17 protein-coding genes are annotated in these 18,567 nt (G+C 73.7%); 10 read left to right on the forward strand and 7 right to left on the reverse strand.

What is annotated here, in order from left to right; all coding sequences use genetic code 11:
• Positions 1-26 precede the first annotated feature (26 nt).
• Positions 27-1,262, forward strand: a complete 1,236-nt coding sequence (locus DEFCA_RS0112140; RefSeq protein ID WP_025323290.1) for an LL-diaminopimelate aminotransferase — start codon at positions 27-29, stop codon at positions 1,260-1,262.
• Positions 1,259-1,960 (forward strand): 7-cyano-7-deazaguanine synthase QueC, encoded by a 702-nt coding sequence (queC, locus tag DEFCA_RS0112145; protein ID WP_025323291.1) that lies wholly within the window; start codon positions 1,259-1,261, stop codon positions 1,958-1,960. Before DEFCA_RS0112140 ends, queC begins: the two co-directional genes overlap by 4 nt.
• 6 nt (positions 1,961-1,966) lie before the next feature.
• On the opposite strand, the gene DEFCA_RS0112150 is transcribed toward queC, so the two are convergent.
• A complete protein-coding gene (locus tag DEFCA_RS0112150) occupies positions 1,967-2,161 on the reverse strand; it encodes a ferredoxin (protein ID WP_025323292.1) in 195 nt (64 codons plus the stop codon).
• Positions 2,162-2,262: 101 nt separating this feature from the next.
• On the opposite strand from DEFCA_RS0112150, the gene DEFCA_RS24255 reads away from it, so the two are divergent.
• Positions 2,263-2,820, forward strand: a complete 558-nt coding sequence (locus tag DEFCA_RS24255) for a CDP-alcohol phosphatidyltransferase family protein (protein WP_025323293.1) — start codon at positions 2,263-2,265, stop codon at positions 2,818-2,820.
• Positions 2,821-2,823: 3 nt separating this feature from the next.
• On the opposite strand, the gene DEFCA_RS0112160 is transcribed toward DEFCA_RS24255, so the two are convergent.
• From DEFCA_RS0112160 to DEFCA_RS0112170, 3 genes are all read right to left on the reverse strand, one after another.
• On the reverse strand, positions 2,824-3,264 hold the full coding sequence (locus DEFCA_RS0112160) for a cytochrome c3 family protein (RefSeq protein ID WP_025323294.1): 441 nt from the start codon (positions 3,262-3,264) through the stop codon (positions 2,824-2,826).
• Between the two features lie 80 nt (positions 3,265-3,344).
• On the reverse strand, positions 3,345-3,923 hold the full coding sequence (locus tag DEFCA_RS0112165; protein ID WP_025323295.1) for a nitroreductase family protein: 579 nt from the start codon (positions 3,921-3,923) through the stop codon (positions 3,345-3,347).
• A complete protein-coding gene (locus DEFCA_RS0112170) occupies positions 3,920-4,369 on the reverse strand; it encodes a PaaI family thioesterase (protein ID WP_025323296.1) in 450 nt (149 codons plus the stop codon). The genes DEFCA_RS0112165 and DEFCA_RS0112170 overlap by 4 nt, the downstream gene beginning before the upstream one ends.
• A 314-nt stretch (positions 4,370-4,683) precedes the next feature.
• Between DEFCA_RS0112170 and DEFCA_RS0112175 the strand changes: the two genes are divergently transcribed.
• Both DEFCA_RS0112175 and DEFCA_RS20770 read left to right on the forward strand, forming a co-directional pair.
• Positions 4,684-5,196, forward strand: a complete 513-nt coding sequence (locus DEFCA_RS0112175) for a late competence development ComFB family protein (RefSeq protein WP_025323297.1) — start codon at positions 4,684-4,686, stop codon at positions 5,194-5,196.
• Positions 5,193-6,341 (forward strand): BamA/TamA family outer membrane protein, encoded by a 1,149-nt coding sequence (locus tag DEFCA_RS20770; protein ID WP_169709569.1) that lies wholly within the window; start codon positions 5,193-5,195, stop codon positions 6,339-6,341. The genes DEFCA_RS0112175 and DEFCA_RS20770 overlap by 4 nt, the downstream gene beginning before the upstream one ends.
• Here DEFCA_RS20770 and DEFCA_RS20775 read toward each other — a convergent pair.
• Genes DEFCA_RS20775 through DEFCA_RS0112195 form a run of 3 tightly spaced genes read right to left on the reverse strand, consistent with a single transcriptional unit; the run spans position 6,319 to position 9,603 of the window.
• Positions 6,319-7,842: a two-component system sensor histidine kinase NtrB gene (locus DEFCA_RS20775; RefSeq protein ID WP_169709570.1), complete on the reverse strand. Its 1,524-nt coding sequence runs from the start codon at positions 7,840-7,842 to the stop codon at positions 6,319-6,321. The genes DEFCA_RS20770 and DEFCA_RS20775 overlap by 23 nt on opposite strands.
• Entirely contained in the window at positions 7,835-9,235 is a 1,401-nt protein-coding gene (locus tag DEFCA_RS0112190) for an ATPase domain-containing protein (protein ID WP_025323300.1), read from the reverse strand. Before DEFCA_RS0112190 ends, DEFCA_RS20775 begins: the two co-directional genes overlap by 8 nt.
• Positions 9,232-9,603 carry a response regulator gene (locus DEFCA_RS0112195; RefSeq protein ID WP_051463248.1) on the reverse strand — a complete coding sequence of 124 codons (372 nt, stop codon included), beginning with the start codon at positions 9,601-9,603 and terminating at the stop codon, positions 9,232-9,234. The genes DEFCA_RS0112190 and DEFCA_RS0112195 overlap by 4 nt, the downstream gene beginning before the upstream one ends.
• Before the next feature lie 187 nt (positions 9,604-9,790).
• Between DEFCA_RS0112195 and DEFCA_RS0112200 the strand changes: the two genes are divergently transcribed.
• From DEFCA_RS0112200 to DEFCA_RS19560, 5 genes are all read left to right on the forward strand, one after another.
• The gene (locus tag DEFCA_RS0112200) at positions 9,791-10,270 is read left to right on the forward strand and encodes a YbaK/EbsC family protein (protein WP_025323302.1); all 480 of its coding nucleotides are present in this window, start codon (positions 9,791-9,793) and stop codon (positions 10,268-10,270) included.
• A gap of 263 nt (positions 10,271-10,533) precedes the next feature.
• Positions 10,534-11,547: a 3-deoxy-7-phosphoheptulonate synthase gene (gene aroF / locus DEFCA_RS0112205; protein WP_025323303.1), complete on the forward strand. Its 1,014-nt coding sequence runs from the start codon at positions 10,534-10,536 to the stop codon at positions 11,545-11,547.
• Positions 11,544-13,175 (forward strand): hypothetical protein, encoded by a 1,632-nt coding sequence (locus tag DEFCA_RS24260; protein ID WP_025323304.1) that lies wholly within the window; start codon positions 11,544-11,546, stop codon positions 13,173-13,175. The genes aroF and DEFCA_RS24260 overlap by 4 nt, the downstream gene beginning before the upstream one ends.
• The gene (locus DEFCA_RS0112215) at positions 13,168-14,031 is read left to right on the forward strand and encodes a DUF6063 family protein (RefSeq protein WP_025323305.1); all 864 of its coding nucleotides are present in this window, start codon (positions 13,168-13,170) and stop codon (positions 14,029-14,031) included. The genes DEFCA_RS24260 and DEFCA_RS0112215 overlap by 8 nt, the downstream gene beginning before the upstream one ends.
• A complete protein-coding gene (locus DEFCA_RS19560) occupies positions 14,028-18,509 on the forward strand; it encodes a hypothetical protein (RefSeq protein WP_025323306.1) in 4,482 nt (1,493 codons plus the stop codon). Before DEFCA_RS0112215 ends, DEFCA_RS19560 begins: the two co-directional genes overlap by 4 nt.
• Positions 18,510-18,567: the final 58 nt, after the last annotated feature.

Here is an 18,567-nt window from a genome sequence, read left to right on the forward strand (position 1 = left end):
TTCTATAAGAGAAAGGATATCGCGCAGTGGCCCTAGCGAACGAGCACTACCTGAAGCTGAAGGCAGGCTACCTGTTCCCCGAGATCGCCCGCCGGGTCAACACCTTCGCCCAGGCCCACCCCGAGGCGCGGATCATCCGGCTGGGCATCGGCGACGTGACCCGCCCCCTGGTCCCCGCGGTGGTCGAGGCGTTCCACCGGGCCGTGGACGAGATGGCCCGGGCCGAGACCTTCCGGGGGTACGGGCCGGAGCAGGGGTACGACTTCCTGATCGAGGCGATCCGGGAGAGGGCCTATGCCCCCCTCGGCGTGGACCTGAGGCCCTCGGAGATCTTCGTCTCCGACGGGTCCAAGTGCGACACCTCCAACATCCTCGACATCTTCGGCCTGGACAACCGGGTGGCCATCTGCGACCCGGTGTACCCCGTGTACAACGACACCAACGTGATGGCGGGCCGCACCGGCCCGGCCGACGAGCGGGGCTACTACCAGGGCATCGTGTACCTGCCGTGCACCGCGGAGAACGGGTTCATCCCGGAACTGCCGGACGAGCCGGTGGACCTGATCTACCTGTGCTACCCCAACAACCCCACGGGCACGGTGGCGACCCGGGACCAGCTGGCCCGGTGGGTGGAGTACGCCCTGGAGCACGACGCGGTGATCCTGTTCGACGCGGCCTACGAGGCGTTCATCACCGAGCCGGGCATCCCCCACTCCATCTACGAGGTGCCCGGGGCCGAGCGGTGCGCCATCGAGTTCCGCAGCTTCTCCAAGACCGCCGGGTTCACCGGGGTGCGCTGCGCCCTGACCGTGGTGCCCGAGGCGCTGACGGCCCGCACCCCCTCCGGCGAGCGAGTCAGTCTGAACAAGCTGTGGAACCGGCGCCAGTCCACCAAGTTCAACGGGGTCAGCTACCCGGTTCAGCGGGCCGCGGCCGCGGTGTACTCGGACGAGGGCTGGGAGCAGGTGCGCCGGGAGATCGCCTACTACATGGAGAACGCCCGGATCATCCGGGAGGGGCTCGCCGCGGCCGGCATCACCTGCTACGGCGGGGTCAACGCCCCCTACATCTGGCTCAAGACCCCCGGCGGGATGTCCAGCTGGGACTTCTTCGACCGGCTGCTGGAGGAGTGCCACGTGGTGGGCACCCCGGGGAGCGGGTTCGGCCCGAGCGGGGAGGGGTACTTCCGGCTGTCGGCCTTCGGGGACCGGGCCAACGTGGAGGCGGCCGTGGACCGGATCCGCAGTCGGTGGGGACGATGAGCGCCCCCGACCGACCCAAGGCCGTGGTGCTCCTGAGCGGGGGGCTCGACTCGGCCACCTGCCTAGCCGTGGCCCGGGCCGAGGGGTACGAGTGCCACTGCCTGAGCTTCGCCTACGGGCAGCGCCACGACGTGGAGCTCGAGGCCGCCCGGCGGGTGGCCCGGGCCCTCGGCGCGGCCGAGCACAAGGTGATCCGGCTCGATCTGCGGGCGTTCGGCGGCTCGGCCCTGACCGACGACATCGAGGTGCCCCGGCCGGCCGACGAGGCCGAGATCGGCCGGGGCGGCATCCCGGTGACCTACGTGCCCGCCCGCAACACCATCTTCCTCTCGTTCGGGCTCGCCTGGGCCGAGGTCCTGGGCGCCTTCGACCTGTTCATCGGGGCCAACGCCCTGGACTACTCGGGCTACCCCGACTGCCGGCCCGAGTTCCTCGAGGCGTTCGAGCGGGTGGCCAACCTGGGCACCAAGGCCGGGGCCGAGGGCCACCGGTTCCGCATCCACGCCCCGTTGCTGCGGCTGACCAAGGCCGAGATCATCCGGAAGGGGGCCGCCCTGGGGGTGGACTACGGGCTCACCCACTCCTGCTACGACCCGGACCCCGAGGGCCGGGCCTGCGGCGGCTGCGACAGCTGCCTGCTGCGGAAGAAAGGGTTTCGGGAGGCCGGCGTGCCGGACCCCACCCCGTACCGGACGTAAAGGGGGCTACTCCTCCACCGCGATCGCCCCCGGCGCGCACTCGTCCGCGGCCCGGCGTACGGCCTCCTCGTGCTCCGGCGGAACCACGTCCATCTTGACCACGCCCCGGAGGTTCCGGTCGTCGTAGTCGAACACCGCCGGGCACACCCGGTGGCAGTTGCCGTCGCCCATGCACAGATCGTAGTCGATGCGCACCTTCATCGGAGCCTCCTGGGGGGTGCAGACGGGCCCGCGGGGCCCGGAGGGATGGGACGACCCGAGGGTACCGCGACCCCGCCCCCTGTCAACGCACGCGAGGGCCCATGATCCGTCACCTGCCCAACGTCCTCACCGCCAGCCGCATCGCCCTGGTGCCGTTCCTCCTGTGGCTCATGGCCGAGGAACGGTTCGGCACGGCGCTGGTGCTGTGCGGGGTGGCCGGGATCACGGACGCCCTCGACGGGTACCTGGCCCGCCGGTGGAACCAGGTGACCCGGCTGGGCGCGGTGCTCGACCCGATCGCGGACAAGGTCCTGGTGGTGGGCAGCGTGGTGGTTCTGGCGGGGCAAGGCCGGGTCCCGGCGTGGCTGGCCGGGCTGGTGGTGGGACGGGACGCCCTGATCCTGGGGGGTGCGGTGGTGTACCAGGCGGTCACGGGCCGGCTGGAGATCCGGCCCACCGCCCTGAGCAAGGTGAACACCTTCCTCCAGATCGTGGTGGTGATCGGGGCCATCCTGGAGGGCGCCGGGATCCCCTTGGGGCGGGTGCTCGGATGGGGCTTCGTGGCCGCCGGGATCACCACGGCCGGCTCGGGGCTCCACTACCTTTTGGCCTGGACGATCAAGGCGTTCTCCCGCCCCCCGGCATCCCCCCGGGAGTGACCCCTACCCCTTGTGGCACCCCCCGCACTCGTAGGGCGCCTTCCGGCCCTCCTTCTTGTTCACCTCGGCGTGGCAGCTTCGGCACAGGCCGTGGAACGCCTTGAACAGCGTGGGGATCTTCTGCACCCCCAGCTTCTTCTTCAGCGCCGTGTACTTCTTGGCGTACCCGTCCTCGCGGTTGGACAGGTGGCAGTCGTGGCACAGCCCCTCGTGCACGGTGTTCATGTGGCAGCCCTTGCAGTCGGTCTGCCCCTGGCGGATCATCACGATGTTGTGGTGACACTGCTCGCACCGGACCCCCCACTGCTCCACGTGCTTGCGGTGGGGCAGAACCACCACGCCGCGGCGGGCCCTGGGCAGCACCACCTCGTCCCGCACGCCCCAGGCGACGCCCGCCGTTCCCACCACCCCGGCGACGACCAGCGCAACGACCCGCTTCCCCATCGGATCCCTCCTCTGCAAGAAGAACGAAAAAAGCCCCCCGCGAACGCGGAGGGCCCTTCTACCAAGCCGGCCGTGGGGGGTCAACCGGCCACGATCAACTCCTCGAGCCGCCGCTTGGGCACGTGGTGCATGCCGCGCTCGTCCCGCCAGTACCGAACGTCGCCGCCGGGTTCCAGGTCCTCGATCACCACGGTCTCGGCCGGCTTGCCCAGCGCCAGCACCAGCCGGATGAAGAGGTGCTCGGGGATCGACAGGGCCTCGCGCAGCCGGTCCTTCTGGATGGCGCCGATCATGCATCCCCCGAGCCCCCGCTCCACGGCCCCCAGCAGCATGGTCTGGGCGGCGATGCCGTCGTCGCACCACCAGTCCTTGGCGATCCGGGTGTCCACGGTGATCACGATGTAGGCCGTGGGCCGCTCGCCCGGCTCCGGCCCGGGCCAGTCCCTGAGGTAGCCGGCCCAGGCCAGGCAGGGGAAGATCCTGGCGTTGGTGTCGGGGTCGCACGACAGGATATAGCGCAGGGGCTGGCGGTTCGCGGCCGAGGCGGTGTGCCGGGCCAGGTCCACCAGCTCCACCAGGGTGTCCCGCCCGATCCGGTGCGTCTCGTCGAACCGCCGGTAGCTGCGGTTCCGGAGCACCAGGCTGCGCAGCTCGCTCATGTTCGTCCTCCTTCGGATTCGTCCCGGGGGATGTGGGGCAGCACGAGGAACGTGCCCGTGGCGTGGCCCACCAGCTCCCCGGCATCGTCCCACAGGTGCATCTGCGCCACGTCCTGGCGCCGGCCGGCCTTGAGCACCTCGCCCACCGCCCGCAGGCCCACGCGCCTCGCCGGCCGGAGGAAGTGGACCGACATCTCGGACGTGGCGATCCAGCACCGCTCGGTCCGGGCCACGGCGCAGGCGAACCACCCCGCCGAGTCGAGCAGCGTGGCGTACACCCCGCCGTGGATCCCCCCCAGCCCGTGGTCGAGGCCCGGGTGATATGGTAGCGTGACGACGGCCCGGTCCCGGTCGTCGAACGCCAGGCGCATCCCGAAGGTCTTGGCGATGGGCGCCCGCTCGTGGAACAGGCGAAGGAGCTCGCTGCGGCGCCGGGCGCGCTCCATGGGGGTTCCTCCCGAACGTGAAAAAGGCGACCCTTTCGGGGCCGCCATTGTGTCACGGTCGACATCGCGAGGCCAGGGCGGTGAGGAAAAAGGGAGGGACGGACCTCCGTGTCCTTCCCGCCCGGACGGGGCTCGCCGGCACCTCCGTGTCCCGGCCCGGGCCGCCCCGCCCATCTCGCCTTCAGCCCATGGATCGGCAGCCCCCCGGCCGGGCTTGAGGATTTTTTTCGAAGCACGCCGACCCGGGCGTTCAAGGGCCTGCCGCGGCCGGCCGATCCGGAATCCATTCCCCTGCAAGTGCAAGGAGTTGGGCCATGGACCTGAAGCGAACCGTGGAGGCCGTTCTGGAGAGCGGCGTGTGCCCGCCCGACCAGGCCATGGCGATCCTCCGACACCTGGAAGGGGGGCGACCGGGGTCGGAGGAGACCCGGATGCTGAACCGGCTCCGCGAGGCGCTCGAAACCGGAGAGGTGCGGATCCCGGCCGCCAGCCGCTACCGCAACATCATGGAGGAGCTGGTGTGGGCCGAGGTGGAGCGCCGGTGCGAGGACCCCGCGGTGCTCCGGGCCGTACGGACCAACCTCCACGACATCATGGCCTACGCCCTGAACCGGCTGCCGCCGCTGTACGCCACCAGCCTGGAGGGGGCCGCGTTCCAGCGGCACCGGGCCGAGGCGGAGCTGGGCGGGCTGGTGGCCTCGCGGGTGGACGAGGCGCTGGCCACCACGGCCCGGAAGCCCGAGTGGCACCCCGAACGGGTCCCCCTGGTGGACGACCCGGCCCCCCGGCTGATCGAGGCCCTGCAAAGGCTGGGCGAGGCCCGTTGACCCCCGGGTCCACGAGCACAGGGGGGCCGCCGGAACGACGGCGGTGGGGGCCGGTCCTCGCTCCGTTGTGGACCGCGGTGCTGCTCGCGCTGGCGGCGGCCGGCACGGCCCGGGCGCAGGCCCAGGACCCCGGATCCCCGCCTTCCCCCCGGAAGGTCTCGGTGCTGCCGATCGCCTTCTACACCCAGGAGACGAGCCTCGCCTTCGGCGGCATGCTGGTGCGGGCGTTCCGGCGGCCCGGCGACGGGGCGGACGCCCGGCCCAGCAGCGTCATCGGGGTGGCCTTCTACACCCTCCGGTCCCAGTACAACCTGGCCCTCAGCCCCTCGCTGTACCTACGGGACGGCCGGTATCTCCTTCGGTTCTCGGCGGCGTTCAACGAGTGGCCCAGCACGTTCTGGGGGGTGGGCAGCGGCGTGTCCGACGACGACGAGGAGGACTTCACCCGCCGCACGGTCTCGTTCGAGGCGGCGTTCCTCCGGCGGCTGTGGGGACCGCTGCGGGCCGGACCGGCGGTGGACCTGTCGTTCACCACGATCTCCGAGGTGGAGCCCGGGGGGTTCCTCGACCGGGAGGCGTTCCGGGGCAGCCGCGGGGGGGACGTGGCGGGGGCCGGGGGGGTGGTGGAGTGGGACTCCCGGGATCAGGAGTTCTGGCCGACGTCGGGGGCGTACCACACGGTGCGGGTGGTACGGTACGCGGGCCGGCCCCTGGGGGAGTTTCCGTTCACCCGCATCACCGTGGACCTGCGGGGGTTCGTGTCGCCGTGGCGGGGCCACGTGCTGGCCGCCCAGGTCACCGGGGCGTTCACCCGGGGCCGGCCCCCGTTCTTCCGGTTGGCCGAGATGGGCGGGCCCGTGAACATGCGGGGGCTGTACGAGGGCCGGCTCCGGGACCGAAACCTGCTCACGGCCCAGGTGGAGTACCGGGTCCCCCTGGGGGCCCGGTTCGCGGGCGTGCTCTTTGCCGGGGCGGGAGAGGTGGCCCCCAGCCTCCGGGGCTTCGGCTTGGGGGGGATCCTGGTGTCCGGGGGTGCGGGCCTGCGGTTCGCCCTGGACCCCGAGAACCGCATGAACCTCCGGCTGGACGTGGGCGTCTCCCGCTTCGGGGCCGCCCCCATCGTTACGGTGAACGAGGCGTTCTGACCCCGCCCGGGGGCTGACCCAGCGGGAGCCACACCCGGAACCGGCAGCCCCGCCCCGGGGCGGTGTCGAGCTCGATCTCGCCGCCGTGGTCGCGCACGATGCCGTAGGCCACGGCCAGGCCCAGCCCCGTGCCGGCCCCCTCCTCCTTGGTGGTGAAGAACGGTTCGAACGCCTGCTCGGCCACCTGCCGCGGCATGCCCGGGCCGTCGTCCTCCACCTCGAACCACGCCCGACCCGGCTCCGAGCCCACCCGCACCACCACGGTTCCCGCCCCGCCTGCGGCCTCGCCGGCGTTGAGGAGCAGGTTCAGGAGCACCTGCTCCATGCCCGACGGATCCGCCTCGACCACCGGTCCGGGGTCCTGGGGAAGCCGGAACTCCACGCCCTTGGGCAGGGCCGGCCGGGCCAGCTCCGCCACCCGGATCGCCAGCTCGCCGAGGCGCAGGGGCTCCGTCCGCGGCCGGGACCCCCGGCCGAAGGCGAGCACCCGGTACGCCAGCTCCGAGGCCTGGGCGCACGCCGACAGGATCCGGTCGATCCGTTCCCGGCCCGGGGTCTCCAGACCGCCGTGCACGTGGAGCAGCTCGGCGTTCCCCTGGATGGTCATCAAGAGGTTCTTGAACTCGTGGGCGAGGCCGGAGGCGAGCCGGCCCAGGCTCTCCATGCGCTGGGCCCGGGACAGGGCGTCCTCGGTGCGCGCCTCCCGGGTCACGTCGTACAGGGCCAGCAGGGCCCCCGGGGTCAGGCACCCGTCGCGCAGGGGCGTGATCCACAGGCTGACCACCCGGGGGCCGCCGCGGGGAGAGACGAGGCGCACCCGGGGCCGGAAGGTGGGACGGCCGGAAAGGGCCTCGTCCAGCAACGCTCCGAGGTCCACGTCCTCCAAGGCCCCCTCGGGGAGCAGCCGGGTCACCGGGGTGCCGGCCTCGGCCGGACCGCCGCAGGCCTCGCGAAACATCCGGTTGGCCGTGAGCAGCCGCCGCCGGTCGTCGCACAGGGCCACGGCCATGGGCAGGCTCTCCACCAGGGCCCGCTGGAGGTCCACGGCCCGGGCCTCCCGCTCCAGTGCCGCGGCCAGCTCCTCGGCCCGATGCAGGTGCAGGGTCAGCACGTCGGCCAGGGAGTCGCACAGCGGCTCGGGTCCGAAGCAGTGGGGGCAGGGGGTGCCCCCGCACGCGAAAAACCCCAGCAGGCGGCCGGGGGCGTCGAGATACAGGGGGAACATCCGCAGCGGGTCGTCCGGCCCGAGCCCTGCGGCGCGGCGTAGAAACGGCAGGGGGTCCAGCCCCATGGGAAGGGGATCGGGCCGGGCCCCCGCGCCCCACCACACCGCCGGCTCCAGGGTCTCACCGGCCGGCCGGGCCAGGAACACCGCGTACACCCGCTGACCGCACAGGGGCTCCAGCGACGCCACGAACGCCTCGGAGGCCTCGACCGGGCTGCGGGCCGACCGCAGGGCCCGCACCACCCGACCCATGGCGGCCGCAGCCCGCTCAGCCACCTCCACCCCCCTCGAACGCCCGCCGGCCCGGTTCGAGCCGGCCCAGCACCCGGATCCCATGGGAGTCCACGGCGTAGCGCACGATGTCCCGGGAGTGCTCGATGCCCCGGGCCTTCAGCACCGTGAGGGCCATGCCCAGCCGCCCGTCCTCCTCGAGGTAGCGCAGGAACACCACATTGTCGGCCACGTGGGAGATGCCCACCCCCGAGATCCGGACGGTGCCGAACAGGTCGCTGGACTCCAGGGTGAGCACCAGGCTCACCCGGCGGTCCTTGAAGTGCTGAACCAGGGAGTAGGCGAAGGCCAGGTACCGATCGCCCGCGCCGGCCCGCAGGTCGGTCAGGCTGTCCACGGCCACCAGCCGGGCCCCGCACGCCTCGGCCCGCCGGGCCACGTCGAGCACGTGGCGGTCGGAGCCCAGCTCCACGGGCGAGGTGTAGAAGAACTCCACCCCGTCGGAGGGCACCCCCAGCCGCCGGGCGGTCCGGGCGAGCTGGTTGGGGTCCTCCTGGAACGAGACGAACAGGCTGGGCTCGCCCCGCCGGGCCGCCGCGGCCACCGCGTGGAGGCAGAAGGTGGTCTTGCCCGCGCCGGGTTCCCCCACGAACAGGGTGGCGGTCCCCTCCAGGAACCCCCCGCCGGTGAGCCGGTCGAGCCCCTCGACCCCCGTGGAGACCTGCCGGTCCAGGGGCTCGTAGGCGGCCGGACGGGCGGGGGTGGAGGAACGGGGGGCCACCCGGACCCCGGACGCGTCGATCCACAGGGGGTGCTCCCCCTCCTGAAACCCCGAGCCCCGCAGCTTGACGACCCGCAGGCTCCGGCGGCCGCTCCGGTCGGGGTCCACCTCGTTGCGCAGGTATACGATGCCGTCCACCACGCTGGCGGCCACCGTCTCCATCACCTCGCGGTCCCCGTACTCGCCCAGCAGCAGGGTGGTCACGGGCAGGGTGGCCAGGTGGGCCCCCAGTCGGAACACCAAGGGCCGGTACGCCTGGATCGAGGGGGCCAGGTCGCCGATGGCGCGGAAGCTGTCCACCACCAGGTAGGCCGGCTCGTGGGCCCGGAGCAGCCGCTCCAGCTCGTCGGCCGCGGCCTCGGCTCCGCGTTCGAGCAGAACCGGGCCCAGGTCGGCGAACCGCACCCGCCCGCCCACCGCACCCGGGTCGAAGAACCGGTATCCCTCCAGGTTCCGCAACAGCCGGTCCTGGGGCTCGGACAGGGTCGTGCAGTACAGGCCGGGGGCTTCCTCGGTGGCATTTCCGAACAGCCACTGCAGGGCCAGCAGGGTCTTTCCCGTCCCCGCCCGGCCGGCCACCAGCACCAACGATCCGGTGGGAAATCCGCCCTGGATCACCGCGTCCAGGTGGGGCACGTGGGTGGGCACGCGGGTCACGGGTTCCTCCCCTCTCCCGCCGGGCGGGTCACGAGCCGCCGGGCCAGGTTTCGCAGGTCCCGGTCGGCCAGGGGTTTCTGCAAGAAAAAGTCCGCCCCCGCCTCCCGGGCCCGGTCGGCCAGCGGCAGGCTCGACACCAGGGCGGCGGGCACGTGCCGGGTCAGCGGGTGGGCCCGGATCCGCCGGATCAGGGCGAGCCCGTCCAGCACCGGCAGGAGCGCCTCGCACACCAGGGCCGCGGGGGGCTCCCGGAACGCCTTCTCCAGGGCCAGGGCCCCGTCCGCCACCACGTCCACGGGCCACGGGAGGTCCAAGGCCTGCCACCGCCTCTGCCAGAACGGATCTCTCTCCGCCACCAGGATGCTCATCCACTCTCTTCCTTGCCGAAGGCTCACGGAACCAAAGCAGATTTCACCGGTTTGTCAAGGAGAGAACATCGGGCTCGGCCGAACATCATGCCCCAAAAAGGGGGCCGAAATCGAGGGCCCGCCCATGGTAGAGTAACGGCCGGATCCGGCTCTGCCACGGGGAGACGCAGCGACCCAGGAGAACCCGATGTCCACGATCGACGACGTGAAGGCGTTCCTGGCCGCCCGCGGGGTGGAGGTGTGGGAGTTCGACGTTCCCACCCCCACCGCCGAGACCGCGGCCGCGGCCGTGGGATGCACCCCGGCCGAGATCGCGAAGACCATCCTGTTCCTGGTGGGCGGCCGGCCCGCCGTGGTGGTGACCTCGGGGGACACCCGGGTCAAGGGCTCCAGGCTCAAGCAGGCCCTGGGCTGGACCGGCAAGGTGCGGCTGCCCCAGGCGGAGGACGTGCTTCGGTTCACGGGGTACGCCCCGGGGGGGGTGTGCCCGTTCCTGCTGCCGCCGGACGTGCCGGTCCTGATCGACCGGAGCCTGCGAAGGTTCGAGCGGGTGTACCCCGCCGCCGGCAACGACCGCTCGGCCGTCCCCCTGACCGTGGACCGGTTGGTCGAGATCACCGGCGGCCGGGAGGCGGACGTGTGCGAGGCACAAGCTCGCACCCCATGACGAGAAGGCCCCTTCGGCCCTGGGGGCCCTACGACGTGCGACGTAACAGGACGCCCTCCCGCGGGGGCAAGGGGCCTGCTTCCGGCCGCGCGTGAGCGCAGTATCCGACTCACGCCCGGCGCTCCACCAGGCCCCTTGCCCCCGGGTTGGCGAAAGCCACTTGCCCGGCGGACCGAAGGCCCGACCTCCGCTTTGACAACCCACCACCGATTGGGGGATGTTGGGGGGTCGCACCGGCCGGGAGATGAGAGGGAGAGATTCGGATGCTGATTGTGATGGACCATTTCGCCTCGCCGGAGCAGGTGGAGGCGGTGTGCCGGCGGATCCGGGACCTGGGGCTCACCCCCCAGCCGATTCCCGGGGGCGAGCGGGTGGCGATCGGGGTGCTGGGGAACCAGGGGTACGTGGACGAGGCCCCGTTCCGGGACCTGGAGGGCATCCGCGAGTTCATCCACGTCACCAAGCCCTACAAGCTGGTGAGCCGCGACTTCCACCCCGAGGACACCGTGGTGCGGGTGGGGCCCGTGGAGATCGGGTGGAGCCGCGACCCCGTGGTGATCGCCGGACCCTGCGCCGTGGAGAGCGCCGAGCAGGTGCGGGCCGCGGCCCGGGCCGTCAAGGCGGCCGGGGCCCACCTGATGCGCGGGGGCGCGTTCAAGCCCCGGACCGGCCCCCACTCGTTCCAGGGGCTGGGGTACGAGGGGCTCGACCTCCTGGCCGAGGCGGCCCGGGAGGCGGGCCTGCCGGTGGTCACCGAGGTGATGCGGATCGACCAGCTGGAGAAGGTGGCCGAGGTGGCCGACTGCGTGCAGATCGGGGCCCGCAACATGCAGAACTTCGACCTGCTCAAGGAGGCGGGTCGGGCCGGCAAGCCCGTTCTGCTCAAGCGGGGCATGAGCGCCACCCTGGACGAGTTCCTGGCGGCCGCCGAGTACATCCTGCTCGAGGGGAACGAGCAGGTGATCCTGTGCGAGCGGGGCATCCGCACCTTCGAGCGGGCCCTCAGGAACACCCTGGACCTGGCCGTGGTGCCCTACCTGCGCGCGGCCACCCACCTGCCGGTGATCGTGGACCCCAGCCACGCCCTGGGCCGGCGGAGCCTGGTGCCGCCCATCGCCAAGGCGGCGTTCCTGGTGGGGGCGGCCGGGATCATGGTGGAGGTCCACCCCGACCCCTGCCGGGCCCTGTGCGACGGGCCCCAGTCCCTGGACTTCCCCACGTTCACCCGCCTGATGGCCGAGCTCGACCGGGTGGGCCGGCTGAGGGGGGGTGGGTGAGGCCGGACGTGGACGCGTCCGAGGTCCTCCGCCGGCACCCCTACCTCCGGGACCACGCCGACCGGTGCCGGTCGGTGCTGGTGTTCTACCCCGTGCTGCGGCTGCTGTCCCGGTTCTACGGCGACGACATCGCCGAGGGCAACCGGGGGTTCACCGTGGCCATGGCGATCCTGGCCCACGTGTGCGAGTGCATGCTCACGGGCCGCGGCGGCGCCACCCACCGGGAGCTGCTGGATGCCCTCACCCCCCTGGTGCTCGGCCAGGCCCGGGCCGAGGGCCGGGAGATGGGGCGGGGCGACGCCGAGGCCCTGGTGGCCCGGGTGCTCAACGAGCTCCAGAACTCCGGCGAGATCTTCCGCACCGAGTTCTTCGACTTCGCCTCGGGCCGGACCGTGACCCACGCGTTCCGGATCCTGGAGGCCGAGGCGTCCCGGGAGCGCGGGGCCTACAAGCTCAAGCTCACCCCAGCCGGCATCGACCTCTTTTTCCGGCTCAAGGAGGTGTACGGCGCCCTCGACACCGACATGGAGCGCCTGTTCCTGGAGCACCAGGTCAAACGGGGGTGCTACGCCGAGGCCGGCCGGGTGGTGGACACCCTGCTGCTCAAGATCACCCAGGCCCAGGAGCGCCACCGGGAGCTCAGGGGCAAGCTCCGGTCCAACCCCGGCGAGGTCTCGGCCGAGGAGATCGAGTACTTCGGCGAGGTGGTGGCCGACCGGCTCCGGGAGGAGAAGGAGCACTTCGCCCGCATCCGCGACCTGATCGAGGGGCAGATGCGCACGCTCCTGCGCCAGGTCCGCCGGAAGGGCCCCACCGACCCCGTGGTCCGCGACAACCTGGCCGCCCTCCGGGAGCTCCAGGCCGGCACGGCCCGGATCGTGGACCGCCACAACGTGTTGTTCGCCCTGAACACCGAGCTGCGCCGGGAGTTCCGGCGGCTCAAGCTGGGGCTGCTGACCTTCACCCCCACCCTTCGCCGGCTCCCCATGGAGACCGAGGTGCTCGACCCGGTGCTCCGCAAAGGGCCCGGGCTCGACGAGGTCCACCGGTTCCTGGGCCCCCTGCTGGGGCCCCGCCGGCCCCGGTGGTTCCACCTGGCCCACGCCTTTCCGCCCCCGCCCCAGACCCGCGACGCCCCGGGCGAGGCGTTCCTGGCCGACCCCTGGGCCGACCCCGAGTGGACCGCCCGGGAGCGCCGCCGCCTGGAGCGGCTCGTCGGCCACCTGCGGGCCCTGCTGGCCTACCTGTGGAGCCGGCCCGACGGCCGGGGCGACCTGGAGGGCCTGGCGGCCCACGACGTGCCCGCCCGGCCCGTGGTGGACGAGACCGGCCGGGTCGTGGCGGAGGAGCCGGTGTGCCTGATGGACATGGACGCGGCCGAGACCCGGGGGTTCCTGCGGTTCCTGCTGTGGCTCCACAACCGGGGCCGGATCGCCCTGCGGGGGGCCGAGACCCGGGAGGCGTTCGACCGCCTCGTGGCCGAGGAGCCCGAGTGGGCCGGGGCCGAGGAGGTCCGGGTGCGGGCCCTGCCCGGATGGACGCGGGTGGGCGACAACCGGGCCCGGCGCTTGGGGTTCGAGCTGGTGCGGGCGGGGGACCGCCCGCAGGAGGAGGCCGTGGATGCCTGAGCACACCACCGACACCCTGCCCATCGGCGCCGTGCGCACGGCCCTACGCGCGTTCCGCCGGCTGCTGACCCAGGGGCAGATCACCGAGCGCGATCCCGAGCTCCTCAACGCGGTGCTGGCCGACGCCCGGGTGGGCGAGGTGCTCGCCGTGCTCGAGGAGGAGTTCGAGGTGCGCATCCTCCGGGGCCGCAGCCGGGTGGACCTCTCGCCCGACCCGGACAACCGGGAGCTGGGGTACCGGCTCACCGACCTGCGGGACCGGTTCGGCGACCGCACCGGCTCGGCCTACCTGGTGATGCTGGGGCTCCTGGCCCTGTTCTTCCGATCGGGCAACTTCCGGGTACCCGACTACGACTACGTGGAGGTGTTCGACCTGGAGGAGTACCTGACCCGCAAGGCCCGGGCCGTGGTGGAGCGGCAGGGGGAGGCCCGGGCGGTGGAAGAAGCCGTGGGCACCCGGGTGTTCGAGCCGTGCCGCGAGTGGCTGAGCCGCGAGAAGTACAAACAGGGCCCGGGGTACCGGTCGACCCGCTACTCGGTGATCAAGGCGGTGGTGGGATTTCTGGCCGAGCAGGGCCTGGTCCACCGGGAGGCCACCGTGGGGGAGAACGAGCGGATCTACCCCACCGACAAGCTCAAGGCCCAGGCCGAGGCCCTGGCCCTGGACGAGCGCTACGCCGCCATGGCCGCGCTCCTGTCCGGCGACGACGAGGCCCTGGAGCCGTGGGCGTCCCGGGCCGAACCGGCGGAAGAGCCCGAGCCGGAGCCGCCCCACCGCCCCCGCAGACGCCGCAGGAAGGCGGCCGCGGACCCCAAGCCCAAGGTGCTCGACCTGTTCGGAGATCCAACCCGATGAGCCGGATCCGCCGTATCCGCGTCGTCAACGTGGGCCACGAGGACGCCTACTACCCCGACCTCGTGCTGGAGTTCCACGGCGAGGACACCCTGGTGTGCCTGGCCAACGGCGGCGGCAAGACCACCCTGCTGCACCACGTGCTCCAGGTGGTGCGGCCCGGGGCCCAGATCGATCGTCGGCGCATCGGCGACTACTTCGGGGGCCGGCGCCGCACCGTGCACGTGGCCATCGAGTTCATCCTGGACGAGAGGGCCGGAGGGCTGCTGCGGGACGACCCGCCCCTGCTCCTCGCGGGGGTGTGCTTCGAGAACCGGGGGACCGACCGGGGCCTGGACCGGCTCACCTACACCTGCGAGTACCCGGCGGGCCTGGTGGACCGGGTGGAAGGCCGGGGGCTGGTGCACGCCGGCGATCCCCCCACCCTGGGCACCCTGCCCCTCACCGTGGGCGAGGACGGCTCCCGCCGGGTGGCCACCCTGCGGGAGCTGCGCCAGGCCCTGCGGGAGGGCGGTCAGGTCAGCCTGTACCGGGCCGACCAGGCCCGGGAGTACGAGGAGAAGCTGCGCAGCTTCCACATCGAGCGGGAGACCTGGGAGGGCATGGTCCGGATCAACCGGGTGGAGGGCGGCCTCAAGCACTACTTCGAGACGGTGAACACCGTGGAGAAGCTGGTGCGCGAGCACTTCCTGCCCGCGGTGCTCGACCCGGACGAGGAGGCCAACCTGCGCGAGGCCGTGCGCCAGATCGCCGAGAGCGCGGCCGAGCTGCCCCGGCTCGAGGCCGAGGTGCGGCTGTGCGAGGCCTACCTGGACCACTTCGGCCGGCTCCGCCAGGCGAGCGCCGAGCTCCACGAGGCCGAGCTCCGGCAGGCAGACCTGGGCCGTCGGGTGGCGGACCGGGCGGCCCGCATCGAGGCCACGGCCGCGGCGGCGGCCTCCCGGGTGAGCCGGGCCGCCCAGGCCCTGGAGGAGGCCGAGGCCGCCCACTTCGAGGCCAAGGCCCGAAGGGGCGCGTTCGTCCGGCTCCGGGCCCTGCGGGACCTGGAGGCCCTTCGGGAGGCCGAGGCCCGCGCGGCCGACGCCCTGGATGCGGCCCGGGCCGAGGAGGACCGGTGCCAGGCGGACCTGCGGCGGGTCGACGCGCTGGACCTCGCCGTGGCCAACCTGAGGGACCGGGCCCGGATCGAGGCGCTGGAGGAGAAGCGGCGGCTCCTCCTCCAGGGCCACGAGGAGAAGGAGGCGGCGTGGCGCACCGCGGCCGGTCTGGCGGCCGGCGCGGCCCGGCGGGTGCTGGCCGGCCTGGAGGACGAGCGGGCCGCCCTGGAGACGCGCCGCGCCGAGGTGTCCCGACGCGCCGAGGCCGCCCGGGCCCGGCGGGCCGAGCTGGAGCAGGAGCGGGCCGGCCAGGCCGAGGCCCTGGGCCGAAACCGGGAGCGCCTGCGGGCCGGGGACGAGGAGCTCCGGGCCCTGGAGCCCCTGCTCCAGGGCCGGGCGGTTCCCGAGGCCCTGGCCGAGCTGCGAACCGACGCCGACCGGGAGCGCGCCCGGGCGGACCGGCTCGAGGGCGAGGCCCGCGAGGTCCGGTCCCGGGCCGACGAGGCCCGGGCTCGGGCGGCCGAGGCCCGGGAGCGGGCGGCCCGCTCGGAGACCGAGGCGGCCGCGTGGCAGGAGAGGCTGGACGCCCAGGCCGAGGCGGTGGAACGGATCGGCCCGGTCCTGGCCCGGTGGGGCTGCCAGCCCGACCTGCCGTACCGGGAGCGCGACAGCGCCCTTCGGGCCGTGGAGGAGGCCGTGGCCGACCGCAGGGACCGGCTCCTCGAGGCCGAGGCCCTGCGCTCCCGGGCCGAGCGGGAGCAGGCCTTCGCCCGGGACGAGGGGTTTCCCCTGCCGACCGAGGACCTGCTGCGGGTGCGCGACGCCCTGGCCCGGGCCGGCATCCCCACCGAGCCCGGATCCCGCTGGCTGCTGCACGCGCCCCCGGCCTCGCGGGACGCCGTGGTGGCGCGGTGGCCGTTCGCGCCCTACGCCCTGGTGGCCGAGGGCCGGGCCGCGTGGCACGCGTTCCTGGAGCGGGGCGCCGAGGTGCTGCGCGCCCTGGACCTGCGGGCGCCGGTGCCGGTGGTGTCCCAGGGCCTGCTGGACCGCACCCTGGCCGAGGCCGCCGCGTTCGAGCCCGCCACCGGCCGCATCGTGGAGCTCTCGGAGGGCGCCGCGTTCCCCCTGCCCGAGGCGGCGGCCCCGTTCTGGGACCCCGATGCCTTCGCGAGCCTTCGGGCCCGGGCCGAGGAGCTCGCGGCCGAGGCGACCGCAGACCTGGACCGGGCGCGCCGGGCGTGGGAGGCGGCCCTCCAGGACCGGGACACCCTCCAGGAGTTCTACCGCCGGTTCCCCGAGGAGGAGGCGGGCGCCTGGCGCACCGCCCTGGAGGACGCCCGGGCCACGGCCCGCGAGGCCCGGGCCGACGCCCTCCGGGCCGGGGAGGAGGCCGAGGCCTGCGCGAGCCGGGCGGACGAGCTCCTGGAGCAGGCCCGCGCGGCTCGGGAGCGGGCCCGGGAGCAAGACGCCGCGGCCGCCCGGCTCGAGGCGTACTGGGACCGCCACGGCCGCCACCGCCCGGCCCTGGAGCGTCAGATCCGGGCGGCCCAGGACGCCCTGGCCCGCCTGGAGCGGGAGGCCGGGGAGCTGGCCGCCGAGCTCCAGGCCTTGGAGGCCGAGCACACCGCCTTGGAGCTCAGAGCCGCGGCCCTGGATCGGGAGGCGGCCGACGTGCGGGCCGTGCTCGCGGAGCTGGGCGGGGCGGAGCCCATGGAGCCCCCGGCCGAGGCCGGCCTGCCCGAGCTGCTGGCCCGGGCCCGGGCCGCCCGGGAGGCCCTGCACTCCCAGGCCCGGGAGGTGGGGGGCATCGACGACCAGGTGCGAACGCTCCTCGGCCACATCGACGAGCGCGCCGCTCGGATCCGACGGTTGGGGGTGGGGGAGCCGCCCCGCGACGAGGTGACCCGGGCGGCGTCGGCCTGGGACCCGGACGGGGCCCGCCGTCCGGTCCTGGCCCGGCTGGAGCAGGCCCGGGCGGCCGTGGAGCGCGCCCGGCAGGCCCTCGAGGAGGCTCGAGCCGCGGTGGCGGCGGCCGAGCGCGACGACGCCGTGGAGCGGGGCCGGTTCCAGGAGCGCTACGGCCGGCCGCCCGAGGCGTTCCAGGAGCCCGGGTGGCAGGACCTGCCCCGGGACGAGGAGGTGGGGTTCCAGCGTACCCTGCAGATGGCCGTGGCCCGGGCGGCCCGGGCCGAGGCGAGGGCCCGGGCCGGGCTGGACGAGGCCCGCCGGTTCCTGGAGGGGGCCGAGCACGCGGCGGATCGGGCCCGGGTGGTGCGGGCCGCCTGCGGCCTCGAAGCCGGGGCCGAACCCGGCGAGCCCTTGGACGCCGGGGCCCTGGATGCGGCCCTCTCCGACCTGGAGACGGCCGGGGACGAGCTCGGATCGGTACAGGCCAAGGCCCACCAGGCCTCGTCCCGACGGGACAAGGCCCTGGCCGCGTTCGTGGAGTTCCTGCGGACCGACGCGGCCCGGCTCGCCGGCCGGCTCCACCTGGTGGCCGAGGACGCCGAGACCGCCCTCACCACCCACGAGGGCGTGGAGCACTACTGGCAGGCCCACTCCAAGGCGGTGGAGGACCTGCGCCGCAGCGCCCTGGCCGAGAAGGAGAAGCTCGAGAAGGAAAAGGAGGACATCGCCGCCCGGTGCGCCGGGTTCGCCCGCCACCTGGCCGACGAGATCCGCTCGATCCAGCGGTACTCCACCGTGCGGTTTGGGGGCGGCGCGTCCCGGAGACTTTTGCAGGTGGACCTGGCCCTGCGGGACGAGGCCGCGGCCCTGGCCGAGATGCAGGCGTTCGTCCAGCGGTTCGTGGAGCTGTACTCGGCTGCGCCCGAGGCCGACCGGGCCGGGCTCGCGGCCCGCTCCGTGACCGGGTTCGAGCTGCTCGGGGTGGTTTGCCGGCTGGACCGGGCGCGGGTGCGGATCTTCAAGCCCAAGACCCCCGGCGCGCCGGCCCGGTACTCGGACTGGGAGGAGGTGCGGGCCTGGAGCGGGGGCGAGAAGCAGGTGGCCTGCTACCTCCTGTTCGTGGCCACCCTGACCTACGCCACCTACCGGGCCGCCGGCCGGGACGACGCCACCAAGGTGCTGCTGCTGGACAACCCGGTGGGCGAGGCCAGCTCGGCCCACCTGCTCCGGATCATGGTGGAGCTGGCCCGGGAGAACGCGATCCAGCTCATCGTGCTCACGGCGCACCAGGACCCGGGCATCTGGAAGTACTTCCGCAACCTGGTGAGCCTGGTGCCGGTGCCCACCTCCCGCCGGACCTACGTCCAGCTCGACCGGGACACCATGGAGGCGTTCCGGGCCAACTTCGAGCTGGAGGAGGCCACCTTGCTCACCGCCCCCAACCGGGACTGGGAGGAGGACTTCCCGGAGGGGTGAGGGATGAAGAACCTCGCGATCAGCGCGGTCCTCCGGGGGCAGGCCCCCTCCTCTCCGA

It is taken from the genome of Deferrisoma camini S3R1 (genome assembly GCF_000526155.1).
In the GTDB taxonomy this organism is placed as follows: Bacteria; Desulfobacterota; Deferrisomatia; order Deferrisomatales; family Deferrisomataceae; genus Deferrisoma; species Deferrisoma camini.

Coding starts and splice junctions, on each gene's coding strand:
- queC (WP_025323291.1), top strand. CDS start 1,259: ATGAGCGCCCCCGACCGACCCAAGGCCGTGGTGCTCCTGAGCGGGGGG.
- DEFCA_RS0112150 (WP_025323292.1), bottom strand. CDS start 2,161: ATGAAGGTGCGCATCGACTACGATCTGTGCATGGGCGACGGCAACTGC.
- DEFCA_RS24255 (WP_025323293.1), top strand. CDS start 2,263: ATGATCCGTCACCTGCCCAACGTCCTCACCGCCAGCCGCATCGCCCTG.
- DEFCA_RS0112160 (WP_025323294.1), bottom strand. CDS start 3,264: ATGGGGAAGCGGGTCGTTGCGCTGGTCGTCGCCGGGGTGGTGGGAACG.
- DEFCA_RS0112165 (WP_025323295.1), bottom strand. CDS start 3,923: ATGAGCGAGCTGCGCAGCCTGGTGCTCCGGAACCGCAGCTACCGGCGG.
- DEFCA_RS0112170 (WP_025323296.1), bottom strand. CDS start 4,369: ATGGAGCGCGCCCGGCGCCGCAGCGAGCTCCTTCGCCTGTTCCACGAG.
- DEFCA_RS0112175 (WP_025323297.1), top strand. CDS start 4,684: ATGGACCTGAAGCGAACCGTGGAGGCCGTTCTGGAGAGCGGCGTGTGC.
- DEFCA_RS0112195 (WP_051463248.1), bottom strand. CDS start 9,603: ATGAGCATCCTGGTGGCGGAGAGAGATCCGTTCTGGCAGAGGCGGTGG.
- DEFCA_RS0112200 (WP_025323302.1), top strand. CDS start 9,791: ATGTCCACGATCGACGACGTGAAGGCGTTCCTGGCCGCCCGCGGGGTG.
- aroF (WP_025323303.1), top strand. CDS start 10,534: ATGCTGATTGTGATGGACCATTTCGCCTCGCCGGAGCAGGTGGAGGCG.
- DEFCA_RS0112215 (WP_025323305.1), top strand. CDS start 13,168: ATGCCTGAGCACACCACCGACACCCTGCCCATCGGCGCCGTGCGCACG.
- DEFCA_RS19560 (WP_025323306.1), top strand. CDS start 14,028: ATGAGCCGGATCCGCCGTATCCGCGTCGTCAACGTGGGCCACGAGGAC.